Raw genomic sequence first — 24102 nt, forward strand, 5'->3', positions numbered from 1 at the left:
TCCCGCCCGTCATCCCTGCGACCGGCCCCGCGCCCGGTACAATGAGCAGTTCCGACTCATCGCTGTCTTCTCCCATTCCCATGTCGCTTTACACCATTACCGGAGCCCAGCTCGCGTTCGGTCACGTCGCGCTGCTCGACCATGCGGATTTCTCGCTCGAAGCGGGCGAGCGCGTCGGGCTGATCGGGCGCAACGGCGCGGGCAAGTCGTCGCTGTTGAAGATCGTCGCCGATCTGGCCAAACCCGACGACGGCCTCGTCTCGCGTCAACAGCATCTGAGCACGGTCTACGTGCCGCAGGAGCCCGAGTTCGACGCCGACGACACCGTGTTCGACGCGGTCGCCGCCGGTCTCACCGAGGCGCGTGCGCTGCTCGACGAATACGACGCGGTCGCGCACCAGCTCGCCGACACGCCCGAAGGCGCCGAACACGACGCGCTGCTCGCGCGCATGAACACGCTGCAATCGTCGCTGGACGCCGCGGACGCCTGGAACTGGAGCACCCGCGTCGCGACCACGCTGCAGCAGATCGGCCTGAACGGCGAGGCGCGCGTCGGCTCGCTGTCGGGCGGCATGCAGAAGCGCGCGGCGCTCGCGCGCGCGCTCGTCGTGCAGCCCGACGTGCTGCTGCTCGACGAGCCGACCAACCATCTCGACTTCGACGGCATTCGCTGGCTCGAAGATCTGCTGGTGTCATTGCGCGCGGGGCTGCTGTTCATCACGCACGATCGCGCGTTTCTCGACCGCGTCGCGACACGCATCGTCGAGCTCGATCGCGGGCGGCTGCTATCGTATCCGGGCAATTTCTCCGCGTACCAGACGCGCAAGGCGCAGCAGCTCGAAGTCGAGCGTATCGAAAACGAGAAGTTCGACAAGCTGCTCGCGCAGGAAGAAGTGTGGATTCGCAAGGGCGTCGAGGCACGCCGCACGCGCAGTGTCGGCCGCATCGCGCGTCTCGTGCAGATGCGCAACGAGCGCGCCGAGCGCCGCAACGTGCAGGGCAACGTGAAGCTCGACGTCGGTCAGGGCGAGAAGTCCGGCAAGATCGTCGCGGAACTGACGGACGTGACGAAGCGCTACGGCGAGCGCACGGTGGTGGACCGCTTCACGGCCACGGTAATGCGCGGCGACAAGATCGGCTTCGTCGGTCCGAACGGCGCGGGCAAGACCACGCTGCTGAAGCTGATCCTCGGCGAACTCGCGCCGGATGAAGGCAATGTGCGCGTCGGCACCAATCTGCAGGTCGCCTATTTCGATCAGATGCGCGCGGCGCTCGATCTGGAAAAGAGTCTCGCGGACACGATCAGCCCCGGCAGCGAGTGGGTCGAAATCAACGGCCAGAAGAAGCACGTGATGAGCTACCTCGGCGACTTCCTGTTCGCGCCGGAGCGCGCGCGTTCGCCGGTCAAGTCGCTGTCGGGCGGCGAGCGCAACCGGCTGTTGCTTGCGCGTCTGTTCGCGCGTCCGGCCAACGTGCTGGTGCTCGACGAACCGACCAACGACCTCGACATTCCGACGCTCGAACTGCTCGAAGAACTGCTGATCGATTACGACGGCACGGTGCTGCTCGTCAGCCACGACCGCGCGTTTCTGGATAACGTGGTGACGTCGGTGATCGCATCGGAAGGCGGCGGCAAGTGGCGCGAATACGTCGGCGGCTTCACGGACTGGCAGACGCAGCGCGATCGCTCGGAGCAACTCGCGCTCGAAGCACAGAAAGAATCGGGCAAGGAAGCGCCGAAAGAAGCGGCGCCGAAGGAAAGCGCCACGGGCCGCAATGCGCAGCGCAGCGCGAAATTGTCGTTCAAGGAACAGCGCGAACTGGAGGCGCTGCCGAAAATGATTGCGGACCTCGAAGCCGAACAGAAGGCGATCGGCGCGCAGCTCGAAGACGGCTCGGTGTTCGCGAAGGATGCACGCGAAGGCGCGCGTCTGACCGAGCGCTATGCCGAGATCGACGAAGAGCTGATGCTCGCGCTCGAGCGTTGGGACGAGCTGGAAAACCGCGTCAAGTGACGCAACGTGGTTCGCGCGCCGCATGGCGCGCTTCCTCACGCATGAGCTGATGCAGCATGCGCGGGCGGCACGAAAACAACAGCGAACGCCGCCGCGCATGCATTGAAGGTTATGCGGGCGCACGCCCGTGCAGGTCCGCCGATACCCATTGCGCCGTCGTCCCGCGAGACGTCCATCCTCCGGCGCGTGTCCCCCAGCGCCCGCCGCGCCTTATCCAGTCGGCCAATTCAGCGCGACGTCAATTGCCGCCGTGATCGAAATCAGTACAATACCCCGCGAACAGGCTTCCCCGGCGGGCTGAGCGTCGTTGTCCGGCCTTCGAGCGCGCCAGCGGAAGCCGCGCAACAAAACAGCTTGCCCGCACTGCGGGCACCCCGCCTAACCCTGTTGTTTCGTTTCGCTTTTTTTGAAAACTCAACGCATTGTCCACGGCCCTGTCCACAGGACCTGTGGACAACGATGAACCGACGCACCGAGTCAATCATGTCTACGAAAAAGCCAAACGCCGCGTATAGCGAAGCGTCGATCAAGGTGTTAAAGGGTCTGGAGCCGGTCAAGCAACGACCCGGCATGTACACCCGCACCGAGAATCCGCTGCACATCATCCAGGAAGTCATCGACAACGCATCGGACGAAGCCCTCGGCGGCTACGGCCGGCAAATCACGGTCACGCTGCACGCGGACCACTCGGTCTCGGTCGACGACGACGGCCGCGGCATTCCGTTCGGCCTGCACCCCGACGAGGGCGTACCGGTCGTCGAAATCGTTTTCACGCGCCTGCACGCGGGCGGCAAATTCGACAAGGCCGCCGGCGGCGCTTATACGTTCTCGGGCGGTTTGCACGGCGTCGGCGTGTCGGTCACGAACGCGCTGTCCACGCGTCTCGACGTCACCGTGTGGCGCGACGGCAAGGTGGCCGAACTGAGCTTCGCGCACGGCGACGTCGCGAAGCCGCTCCAGGTGCGCGCCGCCACCAAGGCCGACAAGAAATCCGGCACGCGCGTGACCGCGTGGGCCGATCCGAAGTACTTCGATTCGCCGAACCTGCCGCTCGGCGAGTTGCAGCGTCTGTTGCGCTCGAAGGCGGTGCTGCTGCCGGGCGTCGAAGTCACGCTCGTCAACGAAAAGACCGGCGAGCAGCAAAGCTGGAAATACGAAGACGGCCTGCGCGGGTATCTGCTCGAAGGCATGAACGGCAGCGATCTGCTGATCCCGCTGTTCGAGGGCGAGCGCTACGCGGAAAGCTCGCGTTCGAGCGAAGAGACGTTCGCCGAGGGCGAGGGCGCGGCGTGGGTCGTCGCGTGGAGCGAGGAAGGGCCGCTCACGCGCGAGTCGTACGTGAACCTGATTCCGACGCCCGCGGGCGGCACGCATGAGTCGGGTTTGCGCGACGGTCTCTATCAGGCGGTCAAGAGCTTCGTCGAGCTGCACAACCTGCAACCGAAGGGCGTGAAGCTGCTTGCCGAAGACGTGTTCGCGCGGGTGTCGTTCGTACTGTCGGCGAAGGTGCTCGATCCGCAGTTTCAAGGGCAGATCAAGGAGCGCCTGAATAGCCGCGACGCGGTCAAGCTGGTGTCGTCGTTTGCGCGGCCGGCGCTCGAACTGTGGTTGAACCAGCACGTCGAGCACGGCAAGAAACTCGCGGACCTCGTGATCAAGCAGGCCCAGGCGCGCACGCGCGCGGGCCAGAAGGTCGAGAAGCGCAAGAGCTCGGGGGTCGCGGTGCTGCCCGGCAAGCTGACCGATTGCGAATCGACGGAAATTGGACGCAACGAGCTGTTCCTCGTCGAGGGTGACTCGGCGGGCGGCTCCGCGAAGATGGGCCGCGACAAGGAGTACCAGGCCATTCTGCCGCTGCGCGGCAAGGTGCTGAATACGTGGGAAACCGAGCGCGATCGCCTGTTCGCGAACAACGAGGTGCACGACATTTCGGTGGCGATCGGCGTCGATCCGCATAATCCGGACGACAAGGTCGATCTGTCGAATCTGCGCTACGGCAAGATCTGCATTCTGTCGGATGCCGACGTCGACGGCTCGCACATCCAGGTGCTGCTGCTCACGCTGTTCTTCAAGCATTTCCCGCAGCTGATCGAGCGCGGTCATGTGTGCGTCGCGCGGCCGCCGCTGTTTCGCGTCGATGCACCCGCGCGCGGCAAGAAGCCCGCGCAGAAGCTCTATGCGCTCGACGAAGGCGAGCTCGAGGCGATTCTCGACAAGCTGCGCAAGGACGGTGTGCGTGACAACCAGTGGTCGATCAGCCGCTTCAAGGGGCTCGGCGAAATGAGTGCCGAGCAACTGTGGGACACGACGATGAATCCCGACACGCGCCGCCTGCAACCGGTTGCGCTCGGTGAACTCGACTACGACGCGACGGTCGCGCGCATGACGATGCTGATGGGCAAGGGCGAAGCGGCGTCGCGCCGCAGCTGGCTCGAAGAGAAGGGCAACGAAGTGGAAGCGGACATCTGAGCGCATCGCGCCTCGATGCGGCATACGACACTTCAAGCCAAACACGGACACGGAATCTAGATGGACGACGATAACACTCTCGACCTTTTCAACGAGCCGCCGTCGGACGGCGACGTGCTGACGCTCGGCAACTACGCGGAGCGCGCGTATCTCGAGTATGCGGTCAGCGTGGTCAAGGGCCGCGCGCTGCCGGACGTTTGCGACGGCCAGAAGCCGGTGCAGCGCCGCATCCTGTTCGCGATGAACGAGATGGGCCTCGGCGACAACGCGAAGCCGGTCAAATCGGCGCGCGTGGTCGGCGACGTGCTCGGTAAGTATCACCCGCACGGCGACCAGTCCGCGTACGACGCACTCGTGCGTCTCGCGCAGGACTTCTCGATGCGCTATCCGCTGATCGACGGCCAGGGCAACTTCGGCTCGCGCGACGGCGATGGCGCGGCGGCGATGCGATATACCGAAGCGCGTCTGACGCCGATCGCGAAGCTGCTGCTCAGCGAAATCGACCAGGGCACGGTCGACTTCATGCCGAACTACGACGGCTCGTTCGACGAGCCGAAGGTGCTGCCGGCGCGTCTGCCGTTCGTGCTGCTCAACGGCGCATCGGGCATCGCGGTCGGTCTCGCGACGGAAATTCCGTCGCACAACCTGCGCGAAATCGCAAGCGCCGCGGTCGCGCTGATCCGCCATCCGAAGCTTTCGCACGCGGAGCTGATGCAGCATGTACCGGGTCCGGACTTCCCGGGCGGCGGCCAGATCATTTCGAGCGAGGCGGAAATCGCCGCCGCGTACGAAACCGGCCGCGGCAGCCTGAAGGTGCGCGCGCGCTGGAAGATCGAAGACCTCGCACGCGGCCAGTGGCAGCTCGTGATCACCGAACTGCCGCCGAACACGGCCGCGCAGAAGGTGCTCGAGGAAATCGAAGAACAGACCAACCCGAAGATCAAGCTCGGCAAAAAGGCGCTGACGCCCGAGCAGTTGCAGACCAAACAGACGCTGCTCGCGCTCGTCGACGCGGTGCGCGACGAATCGGGCAAGGACGCGCCGGTGCGTCTCGTGTTCGAGCCGAAGTCGAGCCGCATCGATCAGACCGAGTTCGTCAACACGCTGCTCGCGCATACGAGCCTCGAATCGAACGCGCCGCTGAACATGGTGATGGTGGGTGGCGACGGCCGGCCGCGTCAGAAGGGCTTGAGCGAAATCCTGCACGAGTGGATCGCGTTCCGTTTCGCGACGGTCACGCGCCGCACGCGGCATCGTCTGTCGAAGGTCGACGACCGCATCCATATTCTCGAAGGCCGGATGATCGTCTTCCTGAATATCGACGAAGTGATCCGCATCATTCGCGAATCGGATGAGCCGAAGGTCGCGCTGATGGCCGCGTTCGGCCTCACGGACCGCCAGGCCGAAGACATCCTCGAAATCCGGCTGCGTCAGTTGGCCCGTCTCGAGAAGATCAAGATCGAGAAGGAGCTGGCCGAGCTGCGCGACGAGAAGGCCAAGCTCGAGGAACTGCTCGGCAGCGAACCGGCGATGAAGCGCCAGCTGATCAAGGAAATCGAAGCCGACGCGAAGCAGTACGGCGACGAGCGCCGCACGCTGATCCAGCAGGAAAAGCGCGCTACGTTCGAAGCGCGCGTGGTTGACGAACCGGTCACGGTGGTGGTGTCGCAGAAGGGCTGGGTGCGCGCGCTGAAGGGCCACGGGCTCGACGTCGCGGGCTTCAGCTTCAAGGCTGGCGACGGCCTCTACGCGGCGTTCCAGTGCCGCACGCCCGACATGCTGATCGCGTGGGGCAGCAACGGCCGCGTTTATTCGGTCGCGGTGGCGCAACTGCCGGGCGGGCGTGGTGACGGCGTGCCGGTCACGTCGCTGATCGAACTCGAATCGGGCAGCCATCTGATGCACTACTACGCGGCGTCGGCGGACCAGGCGCTGCTGCTCGCGTCGAGCAACGGCTTCGGCTTTATCGCGAAGGTCGGCGACATGGTGAGCCGCGTGAAGGCAGGCAAGTCGTTCATGACGATCGACGCCGGCGCCGCGCCGCTCGCGCCGATGCCGATGCTGCCGGATGCGGTGCAGGTCGCGTGTCTGTCATCGGGCGGGCGCCTGCTCGTGTTCGGCCTCGACGAGATGAAGACGCTGTCGGGCGGCGGCCGTGGCGTCACGCTGATGGCGCTCGACGACAACGAGACGCTCGTGCAGGCGCTCGCAATCGACAAGGCGGGTGTGATGCTGATCGGCACACGCCGCGGCGGCCGCGTCGACGAGGAGAAGCTGGCGGGCGGCGAGCTTGCGGCGCATGTCGGCAAACGCGCACGCAAGGGTCGCGCGCCTGACAGCAAGTTGAAGCTCGACGGCATGCGTCCGGTGCTGCCGGCTTAATAGAGTCGATTTAACCAGGTTTGACGCTGGAAAGCCACGGGCGCCTGCTAGCATGCGGGGCGCTCGCGGTCGGTCACAACAAGTCCGTCGCGCAAAGGGTGTGGAAGCAAACGGGGTGCGGCGGCGTCGCGGCCAGATGAAGGTGCCGCGATTACAACGACAAAATACGATGCAATCGACGTCGATACCCGGAACTGCCTGTATCACGTATGGTCGAACGCGCTCAGTTGCCGCTGAGCGGGATTAAGTGTCCAAAACGGTGTGGCGTCGTCGGGAGAGGAAAACTACATGAACAAGGCTATCGAGGTCGCGCTTTTTCTGCATCTGCTCGGGGTGGCGGTGTGGGTCGGCGGTATGGTGTTCGCGCATTTCTGCCTGCGCCCGGCGCTCGGCGATCTGTCGCCGCAACTGCGCCTGCCGCTGTGGGAGTCGGTGTTCGGCCGCTTCTTCAACTGGGTCGGGGTGTCAGTGCTCGTGATCCTGATCAGCGGCGGCTTCCTGCTGATGCAGTTCGGTGGCGGTCATGCCACCTGGCCATTGCATGCGATGGCCGGCCTCGGCATCGTGATGATGCTGATCTTCGGGCATATCCGCTTCGCCGTGTATCCGCGCATTCGCCGCGCGGTGCAGGCGCAGAAGTGGCCCGATGGCGCGCGGGCGGTCGGTACGGTCCGCCGTCTCGTGCTGATCAATCTCGTGCTGGGCGTCGTGACGATCGGCGTCGCGGTGCTGTCGCGCGGATTCTGATTCGCCGATCGCCAACGGCGCAACAGGCTTCGTGCGGACCGCGACGCGTCACGTCGTGACGCCGTACGCGAGCCACAAACCGCACGCCACCGCCACCGCTCCATACACGGCGTACACCGGCACCTTCAGCTTCGCGAAGCACATTGCGGAGAACGTCGCGGTCAACAGATAGATCGGTTCCAGCGGTACATGCGCGGCAATGCGCAGTACCGCGACCGCGAGAAACGCGGTCGTGACCGCGCGCAGAATCCTCATGCCGTGCTCGAAGCGCGGGTTCACCTTCAACAGACGCAGATGCCGCTGCGCGAGCACGACGAGGCAGCCAGACGGCACGAATAGCGCGAGCGTCGCGATCAGCGCGCCTGGCCAGCCATCGACGAGATAGCCGAAGAACGGCACCACGTTCAGCAAGGGTCCCGGAGACAACGGCGACAGCGTAAACGCGAGCGTGAAGTCGTTATCGGATACGCCGACCGCCGGCGTGACGAACAGCGTCTTCAGCACCGGCAACGCCGAGAAGCCGCCGCCGAACAGCGTCATGCCGGCGCCGGCGAGACGCGGCCACAGCAGCGCGAGGTCATAGCGATGCGGCAGCGGCAGCGCAAACAGCACGAGCAGGACGCCGAGCGCGGCCAGCAGCCGATAGTCGCCGCGCCGAAGCGACACGGCCAGCCGCGAGTCGCGCTCCGGGCTCGCGAACCAGCCGATGCCGAAGGCTGCTCCCAGCATCACCACATACGCCGCGGCGCTATGCGCATAGAGCAGCGCGATGCTGCCGAAGAGCGCCGCCGTCCATTCGAGCTTGCCGCGCACCAGCGCGCGCGTCTGCTTGTACCAGGTGAGCGCGATCAGTGTCGCAAGCACGACGCTGAAGTGATGTAGCAGCGTCTGCGACGCGATCGTATGCACGACGGGCGTGCGATAGAAGATCGCGAACAGCGTCATCAGTGTGAAGAAGGGCAGCACGCTCGCCACACCGGCGACCCATGCGCCCGCGCGTCCGCGCAGCGCGTGCCCGAGCTGCACGGCGACGTTGCAGCCGACGGGTCCCGGCACCATCCACGCGAGCGCGATCAGATCCGAGAATGCCACGCGCGAGAGTCGCCCCTCGCGTTCCACGTAGTGATGCTCGAGCTGCGCCATCAACGCGAGGCCGCCCCACGACAGCGCCGACAAGCCGCACACGACCCGGAACAGCGTCCATAGCGGTTCCCGTCGCCCGCGGCGGGCAGCCTCCTCACTCGTGATGGTCGGCATCGGCGCTGCGGGGGCCCGCGGTGCGGGCGCCCGTCCTTTAATTGCTGGTGCTGGATACGCTGCTTGCGCTGTCGGCCAGGTGCGCGACGCGGCGGCCGCTGGTGTTGTTCATGCCGCATACCCCGAAGCGCTCGAGCAGCGCCGGAATCGCCTCTGCCGGCACCGGACGCGAGAACAGGAAGCCCTGCGCCTCGATATGGCCGAGCGCGGCCAGCCACGCTATCTGCTCTTCGGTCTCCGTGCCTTCGACCACCACCGTGAGCCCGAGCGAGCGCGCGAGGTTGACGATCGCGGTGACCATCACGCAGACGCTGCGGTCGCCCGGAATCGCCTGGACGAACGAGCGGTCCACCTTCAGCGTATCGACGGCAAAGCGGTTCAGATAGGACAGCGACGAATAGCCGGTGCCGAAATCGTCGAGCGCGATGCGTACGCCGAGACGCTTCAGCGCGAAGATTTTTTCGGAGACGACTTCCGGAAATTCCATCATCGTCGTTTCAGTGATTTCGAGTTCGAGGCGGCGCGCGGAGATGCCGGTTTCCTCGATCGCGCGCGAAATCGTTTCGAACAGGTCGCCGCGCCAGAACTGCACCGCCGAAATGTTCACAGCGAGCGACAGCGTGTCGTAGCCCTGCTGCTGCCACTGCGCGAGCTGACGGCATGCGGTCTCGATCACGAAGTCGCCGATCGGCACGATCAGCCCGGTGGACTCGGCCACGGGAATGAACTCGTTGGCCGGGATCAGCCCGTGCTGCGGGTGGTTCCAACGCACGAGCGCTTCGAAGCCGGTGATGCAGCGACGCGCCAGATCGATCTTCGGCTGATAGGCGAGGAACAGTTGCCCTTCGGCCAGCGCGACGCGCAGCTGCTGTTCCCACTTCATCAAATGATCCGCGCGATGCGACAGATGCGGCGAATAGAACTGGTAGCAGTTCTTGCCGGCGTCCTTGGCGCTGTACATCGCGAGGTCGGCTTTCTTCAGCAGGTCGATCTCGCTTTCGTTGGCGACCGAGTACAGCGCAATGCCGATGCTCGCATGCAGCACGAATGAACTGCCGCGCACCTCGAACGGCTTCGAGAACGCTTCCGCGGCGGCTTCGGCGAGCGCGACCGCGCGCTTCTCGACATCGTCGCCCTTGATCACGACGACGAACTCGTCGCCGCCGATGCGGGAGAGCGTGCCTTCGTCGGCGACCGCGGTCGCCAGGCGCGAGGCCGTCATCTGCAGCACGATGTCGCCGGCGTTGTGACCGAGCGTGTCGTTGACGGTCTTGAAGTTGTCGAGGTCGATGAAAAGAATCGCGAGGCGGCCGAGATTGAACGGCTGCGCGACGTCGTGGCGCAGCGCCTGCAGCGTCGCGTAGCGATTGCGCAGGCCCGTCAACAGGTCGTATTCGACGAGATGCGTCATCTCGCGCTCGCGGCCGAGCAGCTTGCCGATCAGGCCGGTCGCGACGCCGAAGAAGCTGAGCATCGCGAGCGAGATGAAGCCTGCCATCAACAGATAGACGTTGCGCGTGTGGTTGTAGTCGGCGAATTCTTCGCCCTGCGAAAGACCGACGAGCACGCCGAGCGGATAGCCGTCGATGTGCCGGTACGACACGATACGCGTGACGTTGTCGATCGAATCGACGTAGGTGCCCGAGACGTGCTCCGAAGTCGGATACGTGCCGCTCGCGGTGAACGTGCTGCTGGCTTTGTTGGCGTTGCCGGTGCGGCGCGCGAGCACGGTGCCGTTGTCGGAGATCACCGCGATCACGCCTTCGCGGCCGATCGCCGCGTTGTTGTAGAAGTCCGACGTGAAGTAGCTCGGGTCTTCGGAGACCACGACGACGCCCGCGAACGAGCCGTCAGGATGATTCAGGCGCCGCGTCATCTGCAGCGTCCAGTGACCCGAGATGCGGCCGAGCACCGGTTTGCTGATGTATAGCTGGTCGTCGTTCTCGTGCTCGTGGACCTTGAAGTGCTCGCGGTCGGACAGGTCGATGTGAGCGGGATTCAGTTCGGCCGTGTTGGCGATCAGTCTGCCGTGCTCGTCGATGAGCGACACCTGCACGAGCGTTTCGCTTTGCACGACGCCTTTTTCGACCGTGCTCGCGAGATCGAAATGATCCGGCGTCTTTTCGAACTCGTACTTGACGAAGCGCGTGATCTGATCGACCTGGTGAATCGCCTTGATAGTGTGCTGCTCGAGCGCCGAGGAAAGAATGGCGGAAGACGCCATCGCTTCGCGGTACGTCGCGTCTTTCTCGACCGATAGCCGCGCGAAGATCACGGTCCACAGAAGGATCAATACGAGTACGCCGAGTGCTGGAATAACGAGCAACGCGCGCCGGCGCGTGATCATCGGATCGCGTCGCGGCCTGGCTTCGCGCGGGTCGGAGAAGCGGGACTGAGTCATCGCGCGGCCCTGGGCTGGGGGTGGGTCGCTTGCAAACGCACGGGCATCGACTGCGCGAAATAAATGGATGGCTGCATGGTGACCAAGGTGCCAAAGCTGCTGCGCAGGAGGAGAGGGCGTGGCGCCGCGCCTGACCGTCCACAGGTCATCGGATTCGACCGCTATATACCGTTCGATATTACTGAATGCGACTCGATTAAGGAAGGGTCCGCGCATGGGGTATACGCGGGCGCGGCGAGCACCTCGGTCCGGCCGCTCATGAGCCCTGCATGGCCGGTTTCTGGCAAGGGTTTTGCCGTCCAGTCGCGATGAATTCGGACAACCAGGTATGGCGACGTCATAGTGATGCGGCTTTTTGTGGTGTGAAGCGGCGAGATGCGGCGTGTCGCGGTGCCTCGCGCGCGAGGCCGCGGTCCGCTTACGCGAGCCGGCACGTGCCGTCGATGATCGTTACCGCAGGCCCGCCGATCCAGATCTTGCCGCGTGCATCGTCATAGTGGACCGATACGTCGCCCGCGCGCCCGAGCACGGTGCCTTGGCGCGCCGTGTAGCGCGCGCCGGGACGACGTTGCTGCAGGCTCAGCAGACCCGCGAGCGCGGCGTTGGCGCTGCCCGTCACCGGGTCTTCGCCGGTGCCGAAGCCGCCGCCCGCCATCAGGCAACGGACTTCGAACGTTGCCGGGCCGTCGGCGTCGTGCGGACCGTATACGGCGACGCCGTGCGTGTCGACCGAATGCACGAGCTCGGCTAGCGCCGCCGCATCGGGTTCGAGCGCGAGGCAGTCGCGGGCCGAATCGACCCGCACGACGAGCCACGGCGCGCCGTTATCCACCGCGCATGGCGGCGCGGTAAAGTCGATTGCCTGACTACGTAAAGCCGTAGACAGCGCCTCGTAACGATGCTCGGCGAGCGGCGTCACGCGCGCGGGTGGCGCGGCGAACGCCCATGCGCCGTGTGTAGCGTCGGCGCCATCGAGCGCTTCGAGTTCGACGAGACCCACGCCGCATTGCTGGATCAGCTTGCGAGCCTGCTTCGGCTGGTAGCCGCTTTCGCGCAAAGCATGCGCGGTGCCAAGCGTCGGATGACCAGCGAACGGCAACTCGCCGCCCGGCGTGAAGATGCGCACGCGATAGTCGGCGGCGGCATCGGTCGGCTTCAGCAGAAAGGTGGTTTCGGACAGATTGGTCCAGCGCGCGATGGCCTGCATCTGCGCGGTATCGAGCGCGTCGGCATCGAACACGACGGCAAGCGGATTGCCCTTGAACGGTGTCGACGCAAACACGTCGACCTGTTTGAAACGAACGGTGTGAGCAGACATCGACAGGCCCCGGCGCAATGGACGTTGAGGGATTTCGCGGATTCTATCCGGCTGCGCGGCGGCGATCCACCGTCGCCATAAAACAAAAACGCGCCGCCGGTGCGTGACACCAGACAGCGCGTTCGCATCGCGATGCCGCGTGAATTATTTGCGAATCTCACACGGCATCGCCTGCATCGTCATATCGCTTCGATGCTTATTCGACCTCGGCGATCAGTTCGATCTCGACGCACGCGCCGAGCGGAATCTGCGCGACGCCGAATGCCGAGCGCGCGTGCTTGCCGCGCTCGCCGAACACGTCGGCGATCAGCTCGGACGCGCCGTTGGTGACCACATGCTGCTCGGTGAACTCGAGCGTCGAGTTCACGAGGCTCATCAGCTTGACGATGCGCGTGACGCGGTTCAGGTCGCCGACGTGCGCATGCAAGGTGGCGAGCAGATCGATTGCGATCGAGCGCGCGGCGGCCTTGCCTTCGTCGGTGCCGAGCGTCGCGCCGAGCTTGCCGACCCAGACCTTGCCGTCCTTCTTCGCGATGTGACCCGACAGGTACACCGTGTTGCCGCTTTGCGCGCTCATCACATAGGCCGCTGCCGGCGCACCCGCTGCCGGCAGTTCGATGCCGAGTTCCTTGAGCTTGTCGTACACATTCGATTGAGCCATGTCGTGTCCTCGTTACGGTGAGATTGCATGAATGCAGGCGGGGCGAAGTCCGCACGCAACGCGCGTGCAAACTTCGCCCCGGTGGCAGTGCGGCTAACGCCGTTTTAAATTTTCGCGCGCACGAGTGCGCCGAGACGCGCCACGCCTTCGTCGATTTTAGCGGGCGGCACGGTGACGAACGACAGGCGCAGCGTATTGTGCTGCGCCTCGCTCGCGAAAAACGGAGCGCCCGGCACGAATGCGACGTTTTGCGCGACCGCTTCTTCGAGCAGCTTCATCGTGTCGATGCCCGCCGGCAGCTTGACCCAGATGAACATGCCGCCTTCCGGACGGTTCCAGCTGACGCCTTCGGGCATATAGCGTTCCAGCGCGGTGAGCATCGCGTCGCACTGGTTGCGATACAGCTCGCGGATCGTCGGCACGTGCGTGTCGAGGAAGCCGTCCTTGACCACTTCGTGCACGATGCGCTGCGTGAAGCTCGGCGTGTGCAGGTCGGTGGCCTGCTTGGCCTGCACGAGTTTGAAGATCAGTTCCTCGGGCGCGATGATGAAGCCGACGCGCAGACCCGGCGCGAGCACCTTCGAGAACGAGCCCAGATAGACGATGTGATCGGGCGCCATCGACAGCATGGTCGGCAGCGGTTCGCCCGCGTAGTCGAGCGCGCCGTAGGGGTCGTCCTCGATCACCGGGAACGGCGAGCTTTTCGCGAACTCGGCGAGCGCACGGCGGCGTTCGACCGGCAGACGACGGCCGGTCGGATTCTGGAAATTCGGCTGCGTGTACAAGAGACGCGCGCCTTTGATCAGTTCCGGCGTCAGGCCTTCCGGGATCAGGCCCTGTTCGTCGGTCGGAACCTGCACGTAGTGCGGCTCGTACATCGAGAACGATTGCAGCGCGCCAAGGTAGGTCGGCGTTTCGACCAGCACCGGGCTATCCACGCAAACCAGCACCTTGCCGAGCAGGTCGAGTGCCTGTTGCGAGCCGGTCGTGATCAGCACCTGCGACGGGCGGATCTGCGCGCCGTTGATCGAGTAGCGTTGCGCGACCCATTCGCGCAGCGGCAGATAGCCTTCGGTCGCGCTGTACTGCAGCGCAGCGGCGGGCGAGTCGCGCAGGATGCGGTCGGATGCCTCGCGCATGCGCTCGGCCGGGAAGGTGGCCGGCGAGGGCAGGCCGCCGGCGAAGGAGATGACTTCGGGCCGTTCCGTGACCTTCAGGATTTCGCGAATCGCGGAGCTGGTGAGCTTGCGCGCGCGTTCGGACAATTGCCACGTCGGGGCTTTCAGGTCGCTTTGGTCCATGATCTCCTCTGCTGGTATTTCTGGAACCGGTCAAAACTTCAATTATCGCGCGACTCGGCAAGCATTGCCGCCGGGGGCGCCCCGGGGTTGCCCCGCGGTTGCCCCGCGGTTGCCAAATAGCGCGCTGCTTATCCGAGGGTTCGCGGACCCTCGGGTGTTTCAAATTCGGCGACGAGCGCCGCGGCGCCATCGGTCGGCTGGACGTCGAGCAGGTGCGCGGCGCCGAGCCAGCGCAGTTGCTCGGCAATCAGCTCCGGCCGCGGATGCACGGCTTTCAGCGCTTTCACCGCGAGGTTCGTCGGTGCCAGCGACTGCGACGGATGCCGCGTCGAGTCCCACTGGATCAGCGACGGCAGCACGCCGTCGCCAGCGCCTTGCCAGGCGGGGAACGAGCCGTCGTCGGGCACCGTCAGGCCCCACGTGAAATCGCCGCGCGTCATCGGCACGACCGGCGCGATGCGCTGCGGATACTGCGTCTGCCACGTCGCGAGACGCTTCGGCCGCTCGACGCGCGCGACCCAATGCGACAGATACGGCCCGTTTTCGAGTCGCGCCTGCATCGCCGGGTCGTCGAGCGCGAACAGGCGCGGACGCGGCGCGGTGCCATCGGTTGTGTCGGCCGCGGCGCGCGGATCGATCGCGATCACTTCCAGGTAGACGCCGCCCCACAGGCCGAGCAGGCGATTGTGGGTCCGCATCAGCGGATGCGCGCCGCCGCCGGCCGGGGCGACGCCGAGGGTATCGGCGACGTACTGGACGCCTTCATCCAGCGTGCGCGCGGAGACGACGAGGTGATCGAGGCTGATGAGCGATTGGGCTGTCAGGGCTGTCATGGCGGATGGACGGAAAACGCTGTTCTGCGCAAGGGCCCGTTGCGCGCCACGCTTGTAGGCTGCGCTGCCGGGGCCGTAAGCATAACCGTTTGCCGGATCGGCGGGCCATGCGGATGGTTTCGTATGCCGTGACCACCCTTCGCTGGATCCAAATGTAACGGCCGCGACCTGCACAGTAACGGTACAATCGACTCGATACTGTTCGGTACAGTTGGAGCCCGTCATGTCCGTCCCGCTTGCCCAGATTCCCGCCCCGCACGATACCGCGTCGTTGACTCTCGTCGAACAGCTCGTCCAATGGGCGCGGCGCCGCATCGAGGAGCGCGTGTTCCGCCCCGGCATGCGCATGCCGTCCATCCGCAAGCTCGCGCTCGACAAGGGCGTATCGCGCTTCACGGTGGTCGAAGCGTACGAGCGGCTCGTCGCGCAGGGTTTCGTGGAATCGCGGCGCGGCTCCGGCTTTTATGTGCGCGAGCGCCAGAGCGGCGCGGCGAGTGTCACCGAACTGCACCCGCGCGCCGAGACGCTGCCCGCGCCGGCCAATATCGACGTCGTCTGGCTGCTGCGCAACATGCTGCACACGGGCGCGCGGCCCGAGCGCAGTCCGGGGCTCGGCTATCTGCCGGCCCGCTGGCTCGACGGCGACCTGATCACCAACGCGCTGCGCACGCTCGGCCGGCAAAGCGGCATGCAGATGCTCGGCATCGGCACCGCGCAAGGTTTCCTGCCGCTGCGCCAGCAGTTGCAGACGCGGCTCGAGGAGCTGGAGATCGGCGCGTCGCCCGAGCAGATCGTGATGGTGTCCGGCATCACGCAGGCGATCGACCTGATTTCGCGCATCTACGTGAAGCCGGGCGACGCGGTGATCGTCGGCGATCCGGCGTGGTTTCAGATGTTCGGCTGCTTCGCGTCGCAGGGCGCCCGATTGGTCGGCATGCCGTACACCCCGGACGGTCCCGATCTCGACGCGCTCGAAGCGCTGGTTCAGGAATGGCGCCCCAAAATGCTGGTGATCAACTCGGTGCTGCAAAACCCGACCGGCACCTCGCTGACCGCCGCGCAGGCGTTCCGCATCCTGCGGCTTGCCGAGGCGTACGACTTCATCGTCGTGGAGGACGATATCTACGGCGACCTGTGCCCGCCCGGCTACCCGGGCACGCGGCTCGCGAGCCTCGATCAGTTGAAGCGCGTGATTTACCTCGGCAGCTTTTCGAAGACGCTCGCGCCGAATCTGCGCGTCGGTTTCATCGCGTGCGCGCCGGAAGTCGCAATGGTGGTCAGCAATCAGAAGATGCTGGTCGGCATGACGAGCCCCGAACTCAACGAGCGCGTGATCTACAAGATCCTGACCGAGGGCCACTACCGGCGGCACGTCGAGCGCATCCGCGCGCGGCTCGACGGCGTCCGCGAGAAGGCGGTGCGGATGATCGAGAAGGCCGGCATGAAGCTGTTCCTGACGCCGACGGCGGGCATGTTCCTGTGGGCCGACACCGGCGTCGACGCGGGCGCACTCGCCGCGGCCGGGCACGAAGCTGGCTTCCTGCTGACGCCGGGCGGCCTGTTTTCGCCGCAGCAGTCGCCGAGCACGTGGATGCGCTTCAATATCGCCAATTGCGGCGATCCCGAACTGCCGGCGTTTCTGAGCCGTTATCTCGACGGCGTCGCGCGCCGCACCTCTTGAAACCGCGCCGGATCGTCCCCAATTGCGCGGACGATCCGGCGGTCCGGCGGTCCGGCGATCCGGCCCGGCGGGCCCTGACAGGTATGGCCGCCGCCCATCCCCCATTCGCAACAGAGAGGAAGTCCGACCATGGCACAAGAAACCATGAGCTTTCAGGCAGAAGTGAAACAACTTCTGCAACTGATGATCCATTCGCTGTACAGCAACAAGGAAATCTTTCTGCGCGAGCTGATCTCGAACGCGTCCGACGCGGCCGACAAGCTGCGCTTCGAGGCGATCGAAAACAGCGCGCTGTACGAGAACGATCCGAACCTGCGGATTCGCGTGTCGTACGACAAGGCCGCCCGCACCGTCACGGTCGACGACAACGGCATCGGCATGAGCCGCGACGAAACGATCGCGCACCTCGGCACGATCGCGCGTTCGGGCACTAAGGAATTCTTCGGCAAGCTGTCGGGCGACCAGCAGAAGGACGCGGCGCTGATCGGCCAGTTCGGCGTGGGCTTCTACTCGGGCTTCATCGTCGCCGACAAGATCACCGTCGAGACGCGCCGCGCCGGTTTGCCGGCTTCGGAAGGCGTGCGCTGGGTCAGCGCGGGCGAGGGCGATTTCGCGGTCGAGACGATCGAGCGCGCCGCGCGCGGCACGACCATCACGCTGCATCTGCGTGCCGATGAGGACGAGTTGCTGTCGTCGTATCGGCTGAAGTCGATCATTCAGAAGTACTCGGACCACGTCGCGCTGCCGATCCTGATGCAGAAGGAAGAGTGGGACGCGGAAAAGAGCGAGATGGTCACGAAGGACGAGGACGAGACCGTCAACCAGGCGAGCGCGCTGTGGACCCGTTCGAAGAACGACATCACCGGCGATCAATACAAGCAGTTCTACCAGCACATCTCGCACGACCATCAGGACCCGCTGACATGGACGCATAACCGCGTCGAAGGCCGCAGCGAATACACCCAACTGCTGTACGTGCCGTCGCACGCGCCGTTCGATCTGTGGAACCGCGAGCAGCGCGGCGGACTGAAGCTGTACGTGAAGCGCGTGTTCATCATGGACGACGCCGAGCAACTGCTGCCCACCTACCTGCGTTTCGTGAAGGGTGTGGTCGATTCGGCCGATCTGCCGCTCAACGTGTCGCGCGAAATCCTGCAGGAAAGCCGCGACGTGAAGGCGATCCGCGAAGGCGTGACGAAGCGCGCGCTGTCGATGCTCGAAGAACTGGCGAATTCGGACGAAGCCGCCGACAAGGAAAAGTACGCCAGCTTCTGGAAGGAATTCGGCCAGGTGCTGAAGGAAGGCATCGGCGAGGACTTCGCCAATCGCGAGCGCATCGCCAAGCTCCTGCGCTTTGCGACGACGCATACGGGCACGGCCGAGCAGACCGTGTCGCTGGCCGACTACGTTGCTCGCATGAAGCCCGAGCAGACGAAGATTTACTACGTGACCGCCGACACGTGGCAAGCCGCGTCGAACAGCCCGCATCTCGAAGTGTTCCGCAAGAAGGGCGTCGAAGTGCTGCTGCTGACCGATCGCGTCGATGAATGGATGCTGTCGTTCCTCAACGAATTCGACGGCAAGCCGCTGCAAAGCGTCGCGCGCGGCGATCTCGATCTCGGCGCACTGAACGACGAGGAAAAGCAGGCGCAGGAGAAAATCGGCGAAGAGTTCAAGCCGCTCGTCGAGAAGATGAAGGAAGCGCTGAAGGACAAGGCGAAGGACGTGCGTCTGACCTTCCGCCTGACCGACTCGCCGTCGTGCCTCGTTGCCGACGACGGTGAAATGAGCGGCTACCTGCAGCGCATGCTGAAGGCCGCGGGCCAGCAGGCGCCGGAGTTCCATCCGATTCTCGAAGTGAATCCGGAGCACGCGCTCGTCAAGGGTCTGCATGCCGATAGCACGAATTTCGACGACTGGTGCCATCTGCTGTTCGATCAGGCATTGCTCGCCGAAGGCGGCGCGCTGGAAGATCCGGCGAGCTTCGTGAAGCGGACCAATGCGTTGCTGCTGTCGCGCGCGGGTTGAGTTTCAGTGAAGGCGAACTGGGAGCGTCGATGACGTTGTTATTGGATTGACGCTCTGTGGTGGTTCGGCAATGCGCTGCTTCGGCAGCGCATTTTTTTTGCCCGTCGGATCGCGCCGGCTTCTTGCCTGGAGCGGCGCGCGATCAGCGCAAGCGTCGCTGCGAAAAAATGCCGTCGGAGCGCGCCGCTATAATCCGACACCATGCCTATCCGTTTCGATCCCGCCGACACCCACTGGCGCGTCGCGCCTTTGCCCACTTTCAGCGCTGCCCAGAAAGACTGGCTGACCCGCGGCGGTTCGCTGACTGCGCATCTGCGTGCGCTCGGCGCGGTCGCGGTGCGGGTGACGCGCGAAGCGATCGCGCTGCCGTGGCCGGACGAAGCCGCCGCGCTCGGACTCACGCCGCGCGCGCCCGTGTGGGTGCGCGAAGTAGTGCTGTCGGTCGATGGCGTGCCGTTCGTCGCCGCGCATAGCGTGACGCCACGCGCCGCGAGCGTCGGCATCTGGCAGGCGACGCGGCGGCTGCGCACGCGGCCGCTCGCCGAGTTGCTGTACAGCGATAGCGGCGTCGCGCGTTCGTCGCTGGTGAGCCGCAGGGTGGGGAAGCGGCATCCGTTGTATCGGCTGGCCGCGCGTGAGATCGGCGGTGGCGTCGTGGATGAGCCGCATGCGCTGGTCGCACGGCGCTCGGTGTTCGAGCGCCACGGCGCGCCTTTGATGGTGTCCGAATGCATGCTGCCGGCATTGTGGGAGCATCTGGCCTGGTTGGAGCAGGCGGGGCGCCCGGGCGCCGCGACCGAGCGCGTTCCAGCCGCGCATGTCGCGCACGAGCGGATACGCGACCACGGCCGTCCGCTCGATCACACCGCGTCGCGCGCGCATGCCGCGCCGCGCACTTCGGACGACCGGAGCCGCTGATGTTGCGCGGCTTTCCGCCGGTCGTCGCGGCCGACACGCACACGCTGATACTCGGCAGTTTTCCCGGCGAAGCGTCACTGGCCGCGGCGCAGTATTACGCGCATCCGCGCAACCAGTTCTGGCGCCTGCTCGGCACGGTGCTCGGCGAACCCGCGCTGCACGGGTTGCCGTATGAAGAGCGCCTCGCACGCGTGCTCGCGCATCGGATCGGCATCTGGGATGTGCTCGATGCATGCCATCGTCAAGGCAGTCTCGACTCGGCGATCCGCCATGCGCAGCCGAACGACTTCGAGTCGTTGCGCGAGCATGCGCCGTTGCTTAACAAGGTTTGCTTCAACGGGAAGACGGCGGGGCGGTTCGCGCCGGTCATCGGTGCGGCAGGCTATCGAACGCTTGTGTTGCCGTCGTCGAGCCCGGCGAATGCGACGCTGTCGTTCGAACAGAAGCTCTCGTGTTGGCGGCAGATTCTTTCCTGACGACATTCGGAGGAAGGGTACTTAGTTCGGCAGCAGCGAGCCGCTACGAATAGGCTCGGCTCCAGCGACACACGCGAGCTCCAGCCCCGCGGTGGCGAAGCGCGTGCGTTGCCGCGCATATAGCACGCCGGCGACGGAGTTCGTGATCGTGACGACGCGGCCGGTCAGCGGATCGACGATGTCGGCGATCGCCTCGCCGGGCTCGACCCAGACACCGAGCGGCGCGCGGAACACGAGCACGCCGGAGATCGGTGCGACGAGCGGCTCGCTGCCGGAGAAAGGCGTGGCCTGGAACGCGAGCTCCGGCAACGGCGCGGGTGTGCCGTCGATGACACCGCGAAACGTCAGGTATTCGACGATCGCGTTGGCGTCGCGCTCGGCGAACGCGTAGCTCACGTCCGCCTGGCCGCGCAGCTCGATCGTTACCGAGATCGAGCCATTCGGAATCGGATAGCGCTCGCCGTAGCGGGCACGCAGCTCGGACCAGCTGAAGCTGTGAATCTCGTCGAACGGATTGCCGATCGAATTGAGCGCGAGCAGCGAAGTCTTCGCGTCGAGATAGCGCGCGAGTGGCTCGACGTCGGGCCACGTGTCGGGGTTCGTGAACAGATGCATCGCCGCTTCGAAGTCGCAGTGCAGGTCGAGCACGACGTCGGCATCGTATGACAGGCGCTGCAGCGCGAGGCGCTGCGATTCGAGCTCGGTGGTCGGCGTCTGCTCGGCGAGCGCCTCGCGCATTGCGGCGCGCACGGCGCGCAGGTTCCGTTGCGCGTCGCCGGTCAGGTGAGGCTCGATGCGCGGCATCACGAGCTCGGCCAGATTGTGGAAGTTGCGATTGAAGTTCGCCGCGGTGCCGCTTTCGAAGCGGCCAACCATGTGCCCGAGCACCCGCTGGTTGAGGCCGATCGGATTGGGTACCGGCACGATGACGATTTCGCCGCGCAACCTGCCCGCCGTCTCGAGGGCGGCGACGCGTTGGCGCAGTTCCCATGCGACCAGCATCCCCGGCAGCTCGTCGGCATGCAGCGACGACTGGATGTAGATCTTCTGTCCGCCCGTCGGGCCGTAGTGGAAGCTCGTCAGGTACCGCTCGGTGCCGAGCGACGGGGAAATCAACGGATGGGTTTGTGTTTGCATGATGGTGTGAATGTTGCCGGCCGCCGTGCGGGCGCGGGGGTTCCCGCGCCATTGCCTGTCAGCTGACGTTTACGTCGAAGTTGAAGTGCCTAGGCTTCGAGCTTCAGCTCAGTTGTATAGACAAGATAGAGAATTGAAGATGATGGCGGAAGTAGGGTTTTCGCTGACGACGGGCGGCGTGCCTTTATAAGGCGGGGGTTTCGCGTGAAACGAAAATTCGAAGGAGGAATCGAGGCGCGCGCTGTAGCAATAGATGTATATGCAACCTGCGTGCTATGGAGAAGGGTCCGAAGACGAGCGATGCCGCGCCGCGCCGTCAAAGCTCGAGTGCAAGAAACCTCGTGCCCTCGACCGGATTTGCGTAGTAAGGCGCGATTTCCACGAACCCTAATCGCTCGTAGATGCGCTGCGCGAAAGCGGTTTTCGGCACCGAGTCGAGGACCAGCTTCGAGAAGCCCAACGATTTTGCTTTCCCGATCACCGACGTCACCAGCGTTTCGCCGAGACGCATCCCTCTGAATGCGTCGCGAACGAACAGGCGCTTGATTTCGGCGGTCTCCGCACTATGGCGCAGTAGCCCCGCGCAACCGGCGAGTTCGCCGCCGGCATCGGCGACGAAGAACATGCCGGATGGCAACGTGTAAACCGCTTCGAACGCGTCCATTTCGGCATCGAATCCACGGTACGACAGATCCAGATCCAGCCACTGGACATACTCGCGGATCACCGCGACGAGCCTGCGCGTGTCGGCGGGGAAAACGGCTTCGCGAACGATCGGCAGCGGCGTTTGCATGGCGGTTCTCAGATCCATACGTCGTTTTCGGCCGTTCTTTCGTTGGTCGTATCGCCAGTGTTGACGACGCCGCGCGGTTCGATCAGCAGCAGCTTCACTTCGGAGCCGGCATACGGCTTGTGCTCGACTCCCTTTGGAACCACCGCCATTTCTCCGGCGAGCAGTTCGATCGAGCGATCGCGGAAGTCGATGCGCAAGCGCCCTTCGAGAACGATGAAAGTCTCGTCGGTGTGGGCATGCCGGTGCCAGACGAAATCGCCCTCTATCTTTACGACCTTGAACTGATAGTCGTTCATTTCGGCAACGACGCGCGGCTGCCAGTGGTCGTCGATCTGACGGATCTTGTCGAGCAGATTGATCGTCTTGTATTGGCCGCGTTGCTCGGGGGTCGGCTGGGAATCGCTGTGCATGGTGGCTCCATTCGGGTGATACCTGGAACAGAGCTTAGGCCGGCCGCCGGCGGATGTCTTGAACGATCGTGCAAGCTTGGGCTAGCCGGCGCGCCGATCGCTCGTCATCGCGAGCCAACGCGCGGGCGGGATCCCGTATGCGTGGCGAAAATGCCGGGTCATGTGGCTCTGGTCGGCGAAGCCGGCCGCTGCCGCCGTGTCCACGAGGGAAACGCCGCGCAGCATCATCGCGCGCGCCGCTTCGAGCCGGCGCATGACCAGATAGTGATAGGGGCTGGTGCCGTAAAAGGTTCGGAAATCGCGCGACAGGCTCCAGCGATCCTGTCCGCTGACGGCGGCAAGTTCATCCAGCGTGACGACGCGGCTGCTCGATGCGTGCAGATATTCCCGTGCCCGCTGCGCTGCCGCGAAATCCGCGGACCTGCGCGCAGATCGGGCACCCGATACGCTGTCCAGCGCGAGCGCGAGGCCGGCGAGCGCGTCGTCGCGCTCGAGCGGCTCCGCGTCGCCGCGCAGTTGGCGCAACGCTGTCTTCGTCGCTTCGAACAGCCGTGGATCGTTCGTGACCCCGCCTTCGACGAATGGCAGCGGCCGGCCGCCGAGGACCTCCTGGATGGCGGCCGGGTGCACGTAAATCATCTGATAACGGAATCCCTCCTGCGTACCGGCCTGACCGTCGTGCGCTTCGTCGGGATGCAGCACCATCGTCTGGCCGGGCAGACTGGTGCGCAAGCCGCGCCGGTAGTGAAAGCATTGAACGCCGGCGAGCGTCAGGCCGATCGCATAGGTGTCGTGCCGATGCAGGGAGTACGCATTGCCGTGGAAAAAGGCCTCGATGCGTTCGACTCCGTCGGTGGGCTCCGAACGGGAAATCCAGTCGGATTGGAGTTGGCTGATGTCGCCGTCCATCATACTCTCGGGCTTGTTTGGCGGGGCTGCGGGAAAATCGATGTCAGATGGCCTTCATATTAACCGTCCTGAGCAATTGCCTGCTCGCTCGCTAGCGGCCCTCGTGCGACGCTGTGGGATTGCTCGCTCAGAAGACGCTGTATCTCGTCAAGGAAAGAGGCGGTCGTCTAGCTCCACCCCTCGAGACGGAACCCCCGCCAGAACTGTTCAAATGCGGTGTCCAGATCATGCTCTTTCCTGAACGAGTCTATCTCACGACTCAAACCCTGCTGTCTGTGAGAGTCATCTCTCTTGTAGCACGAGACAATCTCTGGAGCGGTTTCTCCGAAATACGATGTAACGATATCGTTCGGCATCCTGTTGCAT

The 24102-nt window shown here is 64.8% G+C and carries 18 protein-coding genes; 8 read left to right on the plus strand and 10 right to left on the minus strand.

The features are described 5' to 3' along the window. The first annotated feature begins 80 nt into the window (after positions 1–80). The 4 genes from AB3X95_RS32740 (at position 81) to AB3X95_RS32755 (ending at position 7613) form a co-directional block, all read left to right on the plus strand. Positions 81–2015: an ATP-binding cassette domain-containing protein gene (locus AB3X95_RS32740; RefSeq protein ID WP_176110627.1), complete on the plus strand. Its 1935-nt coding sequence runs from the start codon at positions 81–83 to the stop codon at positions 2013–2015. A gap of 483 nt (positions 2016–2498) precedes the next feature. Then, positions 2499–4484, plus strand: coding sequence for a DNA topoisomerase IV subunit B (locus AB3X95_RS32745; protein ID WP_018431606.1), 1986 nt, complete (start codon positions 2499–2501; stop codon positions 4482–4484). A 60-nt stretch (positions 4485–4544) separates the two neighbouring features. After that, positions 4545–6866 (plus strand): DNA topoisomerase IV subunit A, encoded by a 2322-nt coding sequence (gene parC / locus AB3X95_RS32750; RefSeq protein ID WP_368623458.1) that lies wholly within the window; start codon positions 4545–4547, stop codon positions 6864–6866. Between the two features lie 288 nt (positions 6867–7154). Further along, entirely contained in the window at positions 7155–7613 is a 459-nt protein-coding gene (locus AB3X95_RS32755) for a CopD family protein (protein ID WP_013088820.1), read from the plus strand. A gap of 48 nt (positions 7614–7661) precedes the next feature. On the opposite strand, the gene AB3X95_RS32760 is transcribed toward AB3X95_RS32755, so the two are convergent. From AB3X95_RS32760 to AB3X95_RS32785, 6 genes are all read right to left on the minus strand, one after another. Then, positions 7662–8870, minus strand: coding sequence for a chromate transporter (locus AB3X95_RS32760; protein ID WP_176121228.1), 1209 nt, complete (start codon positions 8868–8870; stop codon positions 7662–7664). A 37-nt stretch (positions 8871–8907) separates the two neighbouring features. Further along, a complete protein-coding gene (locus AB3X95_RS32765; protein WP_368623459.1) occupies positions 8908–11271 on the minus strand; it encodes an EAL domain-containing protein in 2364 nt (787 codons plus the stop codon). 418 nt (positions 11272–11689) lie between these two features. After that, positions 11690–12589, minus strand: a complete 900-nt coding sequence (locus tag AB3X95_RS32770; protein WP_368623460.1) for a PhzF family phenazine biosynthesis protein — start codon at positions 12587–12589, stop codon at positions 11690–11692. Between the two features lie 196 nt (positions 12590–12785). Further along, positions 12786–13250 carry a RidA family protein gene (locus AB3X95_RS32775; RefSeq protein WP_013088824.1) on the minus strand — a complete coding sequence of 155 codons (465 nt, stop codon included), beginning with the start codon at positions 13248–13250 and terminating at the stop codon, positions 12786–12788. Positions 13251–13354: 104 nt separating this feature from the next. Beyond that, the gene (locus AB3X95_RS32780) at positions 13355–14551 is read right to left on the minus strand and encodes a PLP-dependent aminotransferase family protein (protein ID WP_176366956.1); all 1197 of its coding nucleotides are present in this window, start codon (positions 14549–14551) and stop codon (positions 13355–13357) included. 128 nt (positions 14552–14679) lie between these two features. Further along, positions 14680–15375 carry a VOC family protein gene (locus AB3X95_RS32785; RefSeq protein WP_368623473.1) on the minus strand — a complete coding sequence of 232 codons (696 nt, stop codon included), beginning with the start codon at positions 15373–15375 and terminating at the stop codon, positions 14680–14682. A gap of 232 nt (positions 15376–15607) precedes the next feature. Here AB3X95_RS32785 and AB3X95_RS32790 point away from each other — a divergent pair, with 232 nt between their 5' ends. From AB3X95_RS32790 to AB3X95_RS32805, 4 genes are all read left to right on the plus strand, one after another. Then, positions 15608–17065: a PLP-dependent aminotransferase family protein gene (locus tag AB3X95_RS32790; RefSeq protein ID WP_368623461.1), complete on the plus strand. Its 1458-nt coding sequence runs from the start codon at positions 15608–15610 to the stop codon at positions 17063–17065. Positions 17066–17194: 129 nt separating this feature from the next. Then, positions 17195–19093, plus strand: a complete 1899-nt coding sequence (htpG, locus tag AB3X95_RS32795) for a molecular chaperone HtpG (protein WP_368623462.1) — start codon at positions 17195–17197, stop codon at positions 19091–19093. A 201-nt stretch (positions 19094–19294) separates the two neighbouring features. Beyond that, a complete protein-coding gene (locus AB3X95_RS32800; RefSeq protein ID WP_368623463.1) occupies positions 19295–20011 on the plus strand; it encodes a chorismate lyase in 717 nt (238 codons plus the stop codon). Further along, positions 20011–20487, plus strand: a complete 477-nt coding sequence (locus AB3X95_RS32805; protein WP_176121234.1) for a DNA-deoxyinosine glycosylase — start codon at positions 20011–20013, stop codon at positions 20485–20487. The genes AB3X95_RS32800 and AB3X95_RS32805 overlap by 1 nt, the downstream gene beginning before the upstream one ends. Positions 20488–20508: 21 nt before the next feature. Here the strand turns inward: AB3X95_RS32805 and AB3X95_RS32810 are convergent, their stop codons facing one another. The 4 genes from AB3X95_RS32810 to AB3X95_RS32825 form a co-directional block, all read right to left on the minus strand. Next, positions 20509–21624 (minus strand): succinylglutamate desuccinylase/aspartoacylase family protein, encoded by a 1116-nt coding sequence (locus AB3X95_RS32810; RefSeq protein WP_368623464.1) that lies wholly within the window; start codon positions 21622–21624, stop codon positions 20509–20511. A gap of 316 nt (positions 21625–21940) precedes the next feature. Then, on the minus strand, positions 21941–22417 hold the full coding sequence (locus tag AB3X95_RS32815) for a GNAT family N-acetyltransferase (RefSeq protein WP_176380850.1): 477 nt from the start codon (positions 22415–22417) through the stop codon (positions 21941–21943). Positions 22418–22425: 8 nt separating this feature from the next. After that, positions 22426–22827, minus strand: coding sequence for a cupin domain-containing protein (locus tag AB3X95_RS32820; protein WP_368623465.1), 402 nt, complete (start codon positions 22825–22827; stop codon positions 22426–22428). A gap of 81 nt (positions 22828–22908) precedes the next feature. Next, positions 22909–23736 (minus strand): AraC family transcriptional regulator, encoded by an 828-nt coding sequence (locus tag AB3X95_RS32825; RefSeq protein ID WP_368623466.1) that lies wholly within the window; start codon positions 23734–23736, stop codon positions 22909–22911. Between the last annotated feature and the right edge of the window lie 366 nt (positions 23737–24102).

Source organism: Paraburkholderia sp. BR13444, from assembly GCF_040948755.1.
Lineage (GTDB): Bacteria > Pseudomonadota > Gammaproteobacteria > Burkholderiales > Burkholderiaceae > Paraburkholderia > Paraburkholderia youngii.

What these genes read in the sequence shown, in the direction of transcription:
- AB3X95_RS32740 (WP_176110627.1), top strand. Translation starts at nt 81, where the DNA reads ATGTCGCTTTACACCATTACCGGAGCCCAGCTCGCGTTCGGTCACGTC.
- AB3X95_RS32745 (WP_018431606.1), top strand. Translation starts at nt 2,499, where the DNA reads ATGTCTACGAAAAAGCCAAACGCCGCGTATAGCGAAGCGTCGATCAAG.
- parC (WP_368623458.1), top strand. Translation starts at nt 4,545, where the DNA reads ATGGACGACGATAACACTCTCGACCTTTTCAACGAGCCGCCGTCGGAC.
- AB3X95_RS32755 (WP_013088820.1), top strand. Translation starts at nt 7,155, where the DNA reads ATGAACAAGGCTATCGAGGTCGCGCTTTTTCTGCATCTGCTCGGGGTG.
- AB3X95_RS32760 (WP_176121228.1), bottom strand. Translation starts at nt 8,870, where the DNA reads ATGCCGACCATCACGAGTGAGGAGGCTGCCCGCCGCGGGCGACGGGAA.
- AB3X95_RS32765 (WP_368623459.1), bottom strand. Translation starts at nt 11,271, where the DNA reads ATGACTCAGTCCCGCTTCTCCGACCCGCGCGAAGCCAGGCCGCGACGC.
- AB3X95_RS32770 (WP_368623460.1), bottom strand. Translation starts at nt 12,589, where the DNA reads ATGTCTGCTCACACCGTTCGTTTCAAACAGGTCGACGTGTTTGCGTCG.
- AB3X95_RS32775 (WP_013088824.1), bottom strand. Translation starts at nt 13,250, where the DNA reads ATGGCTCAATCGAATGTGTACGACAAGCTCAAGGAACTCGGCATCGAA.
- AB3X95_RS32780 (WP_176366956.1), bottom strand. Translation starts at nt 14,551, where the DNA reads ATGGACCAAAGCGACCTGAAAGCCCCGACGTGGCAATTGTCCGAACGC.
- AB3X95_RS32790 (WP_368623461.1), top strand. Translation starts at nt 15,608, where the DNA reads ATGTCCGTCCCGCTTGCCCAGATTCCCGCCCCGCACGATACCGCGTCG.
- htpG (WP_368623462.1), top strand. Translation starts at nt 17,195, where the DNA reads ATGGCACAAGAAACCATGAGCTTTCAGGCAGAAGTGAAACAACTTCTG.
- AB3X95_RS32800 (WP_368623463.1), top strand. Translation starts at nt 19,295, where the DNA reads ATGCCTATCCGTTTCGATCCCGCCGACACCCACTGGCGCGTCGCGCCT.
- AB3X95_RS32805 (WP_176121234.1), top strand. Translation starts at nt 20,011, where the DNA reads ATGTTGCGCGGCTTTCCGCCGGTCGTCGCGGCCGACACGCACACGCTG.
- AB3X95_RS32810 (WP_368623464.1), bottom strand. Translation starts at nt 21,624, where the DNA reads ATGCAAACACAAACCCATCCGTTGATTTCCCCGTCGCTCGGCACCGAG.
- AB3X95_RS32815 (WP_176380850.1), bottom strand. Translation starts at nt 22,417, where the DNA reads ATGCAAACGCCGCTGCCGATCGTTCGCGAAGCCGTTTTCCCCGCCGAC.
- AB3X95_RS32820 (WP_368623465.1), bottom strand. Translation starts at nt 22,827, where the DNA reads ATGCACAGCGATTCCCAGCCGACCCCCGAGCAACGCGGCCAATACAAG.
- AB3X95_RS32825 (WP_368623466.1), bottom strand. Translation starts at nt 23,736, where the DNA reads ATGGACGGCGACATCAGCCAACTCCAATCCGACTGGATTTCCCGTTCG.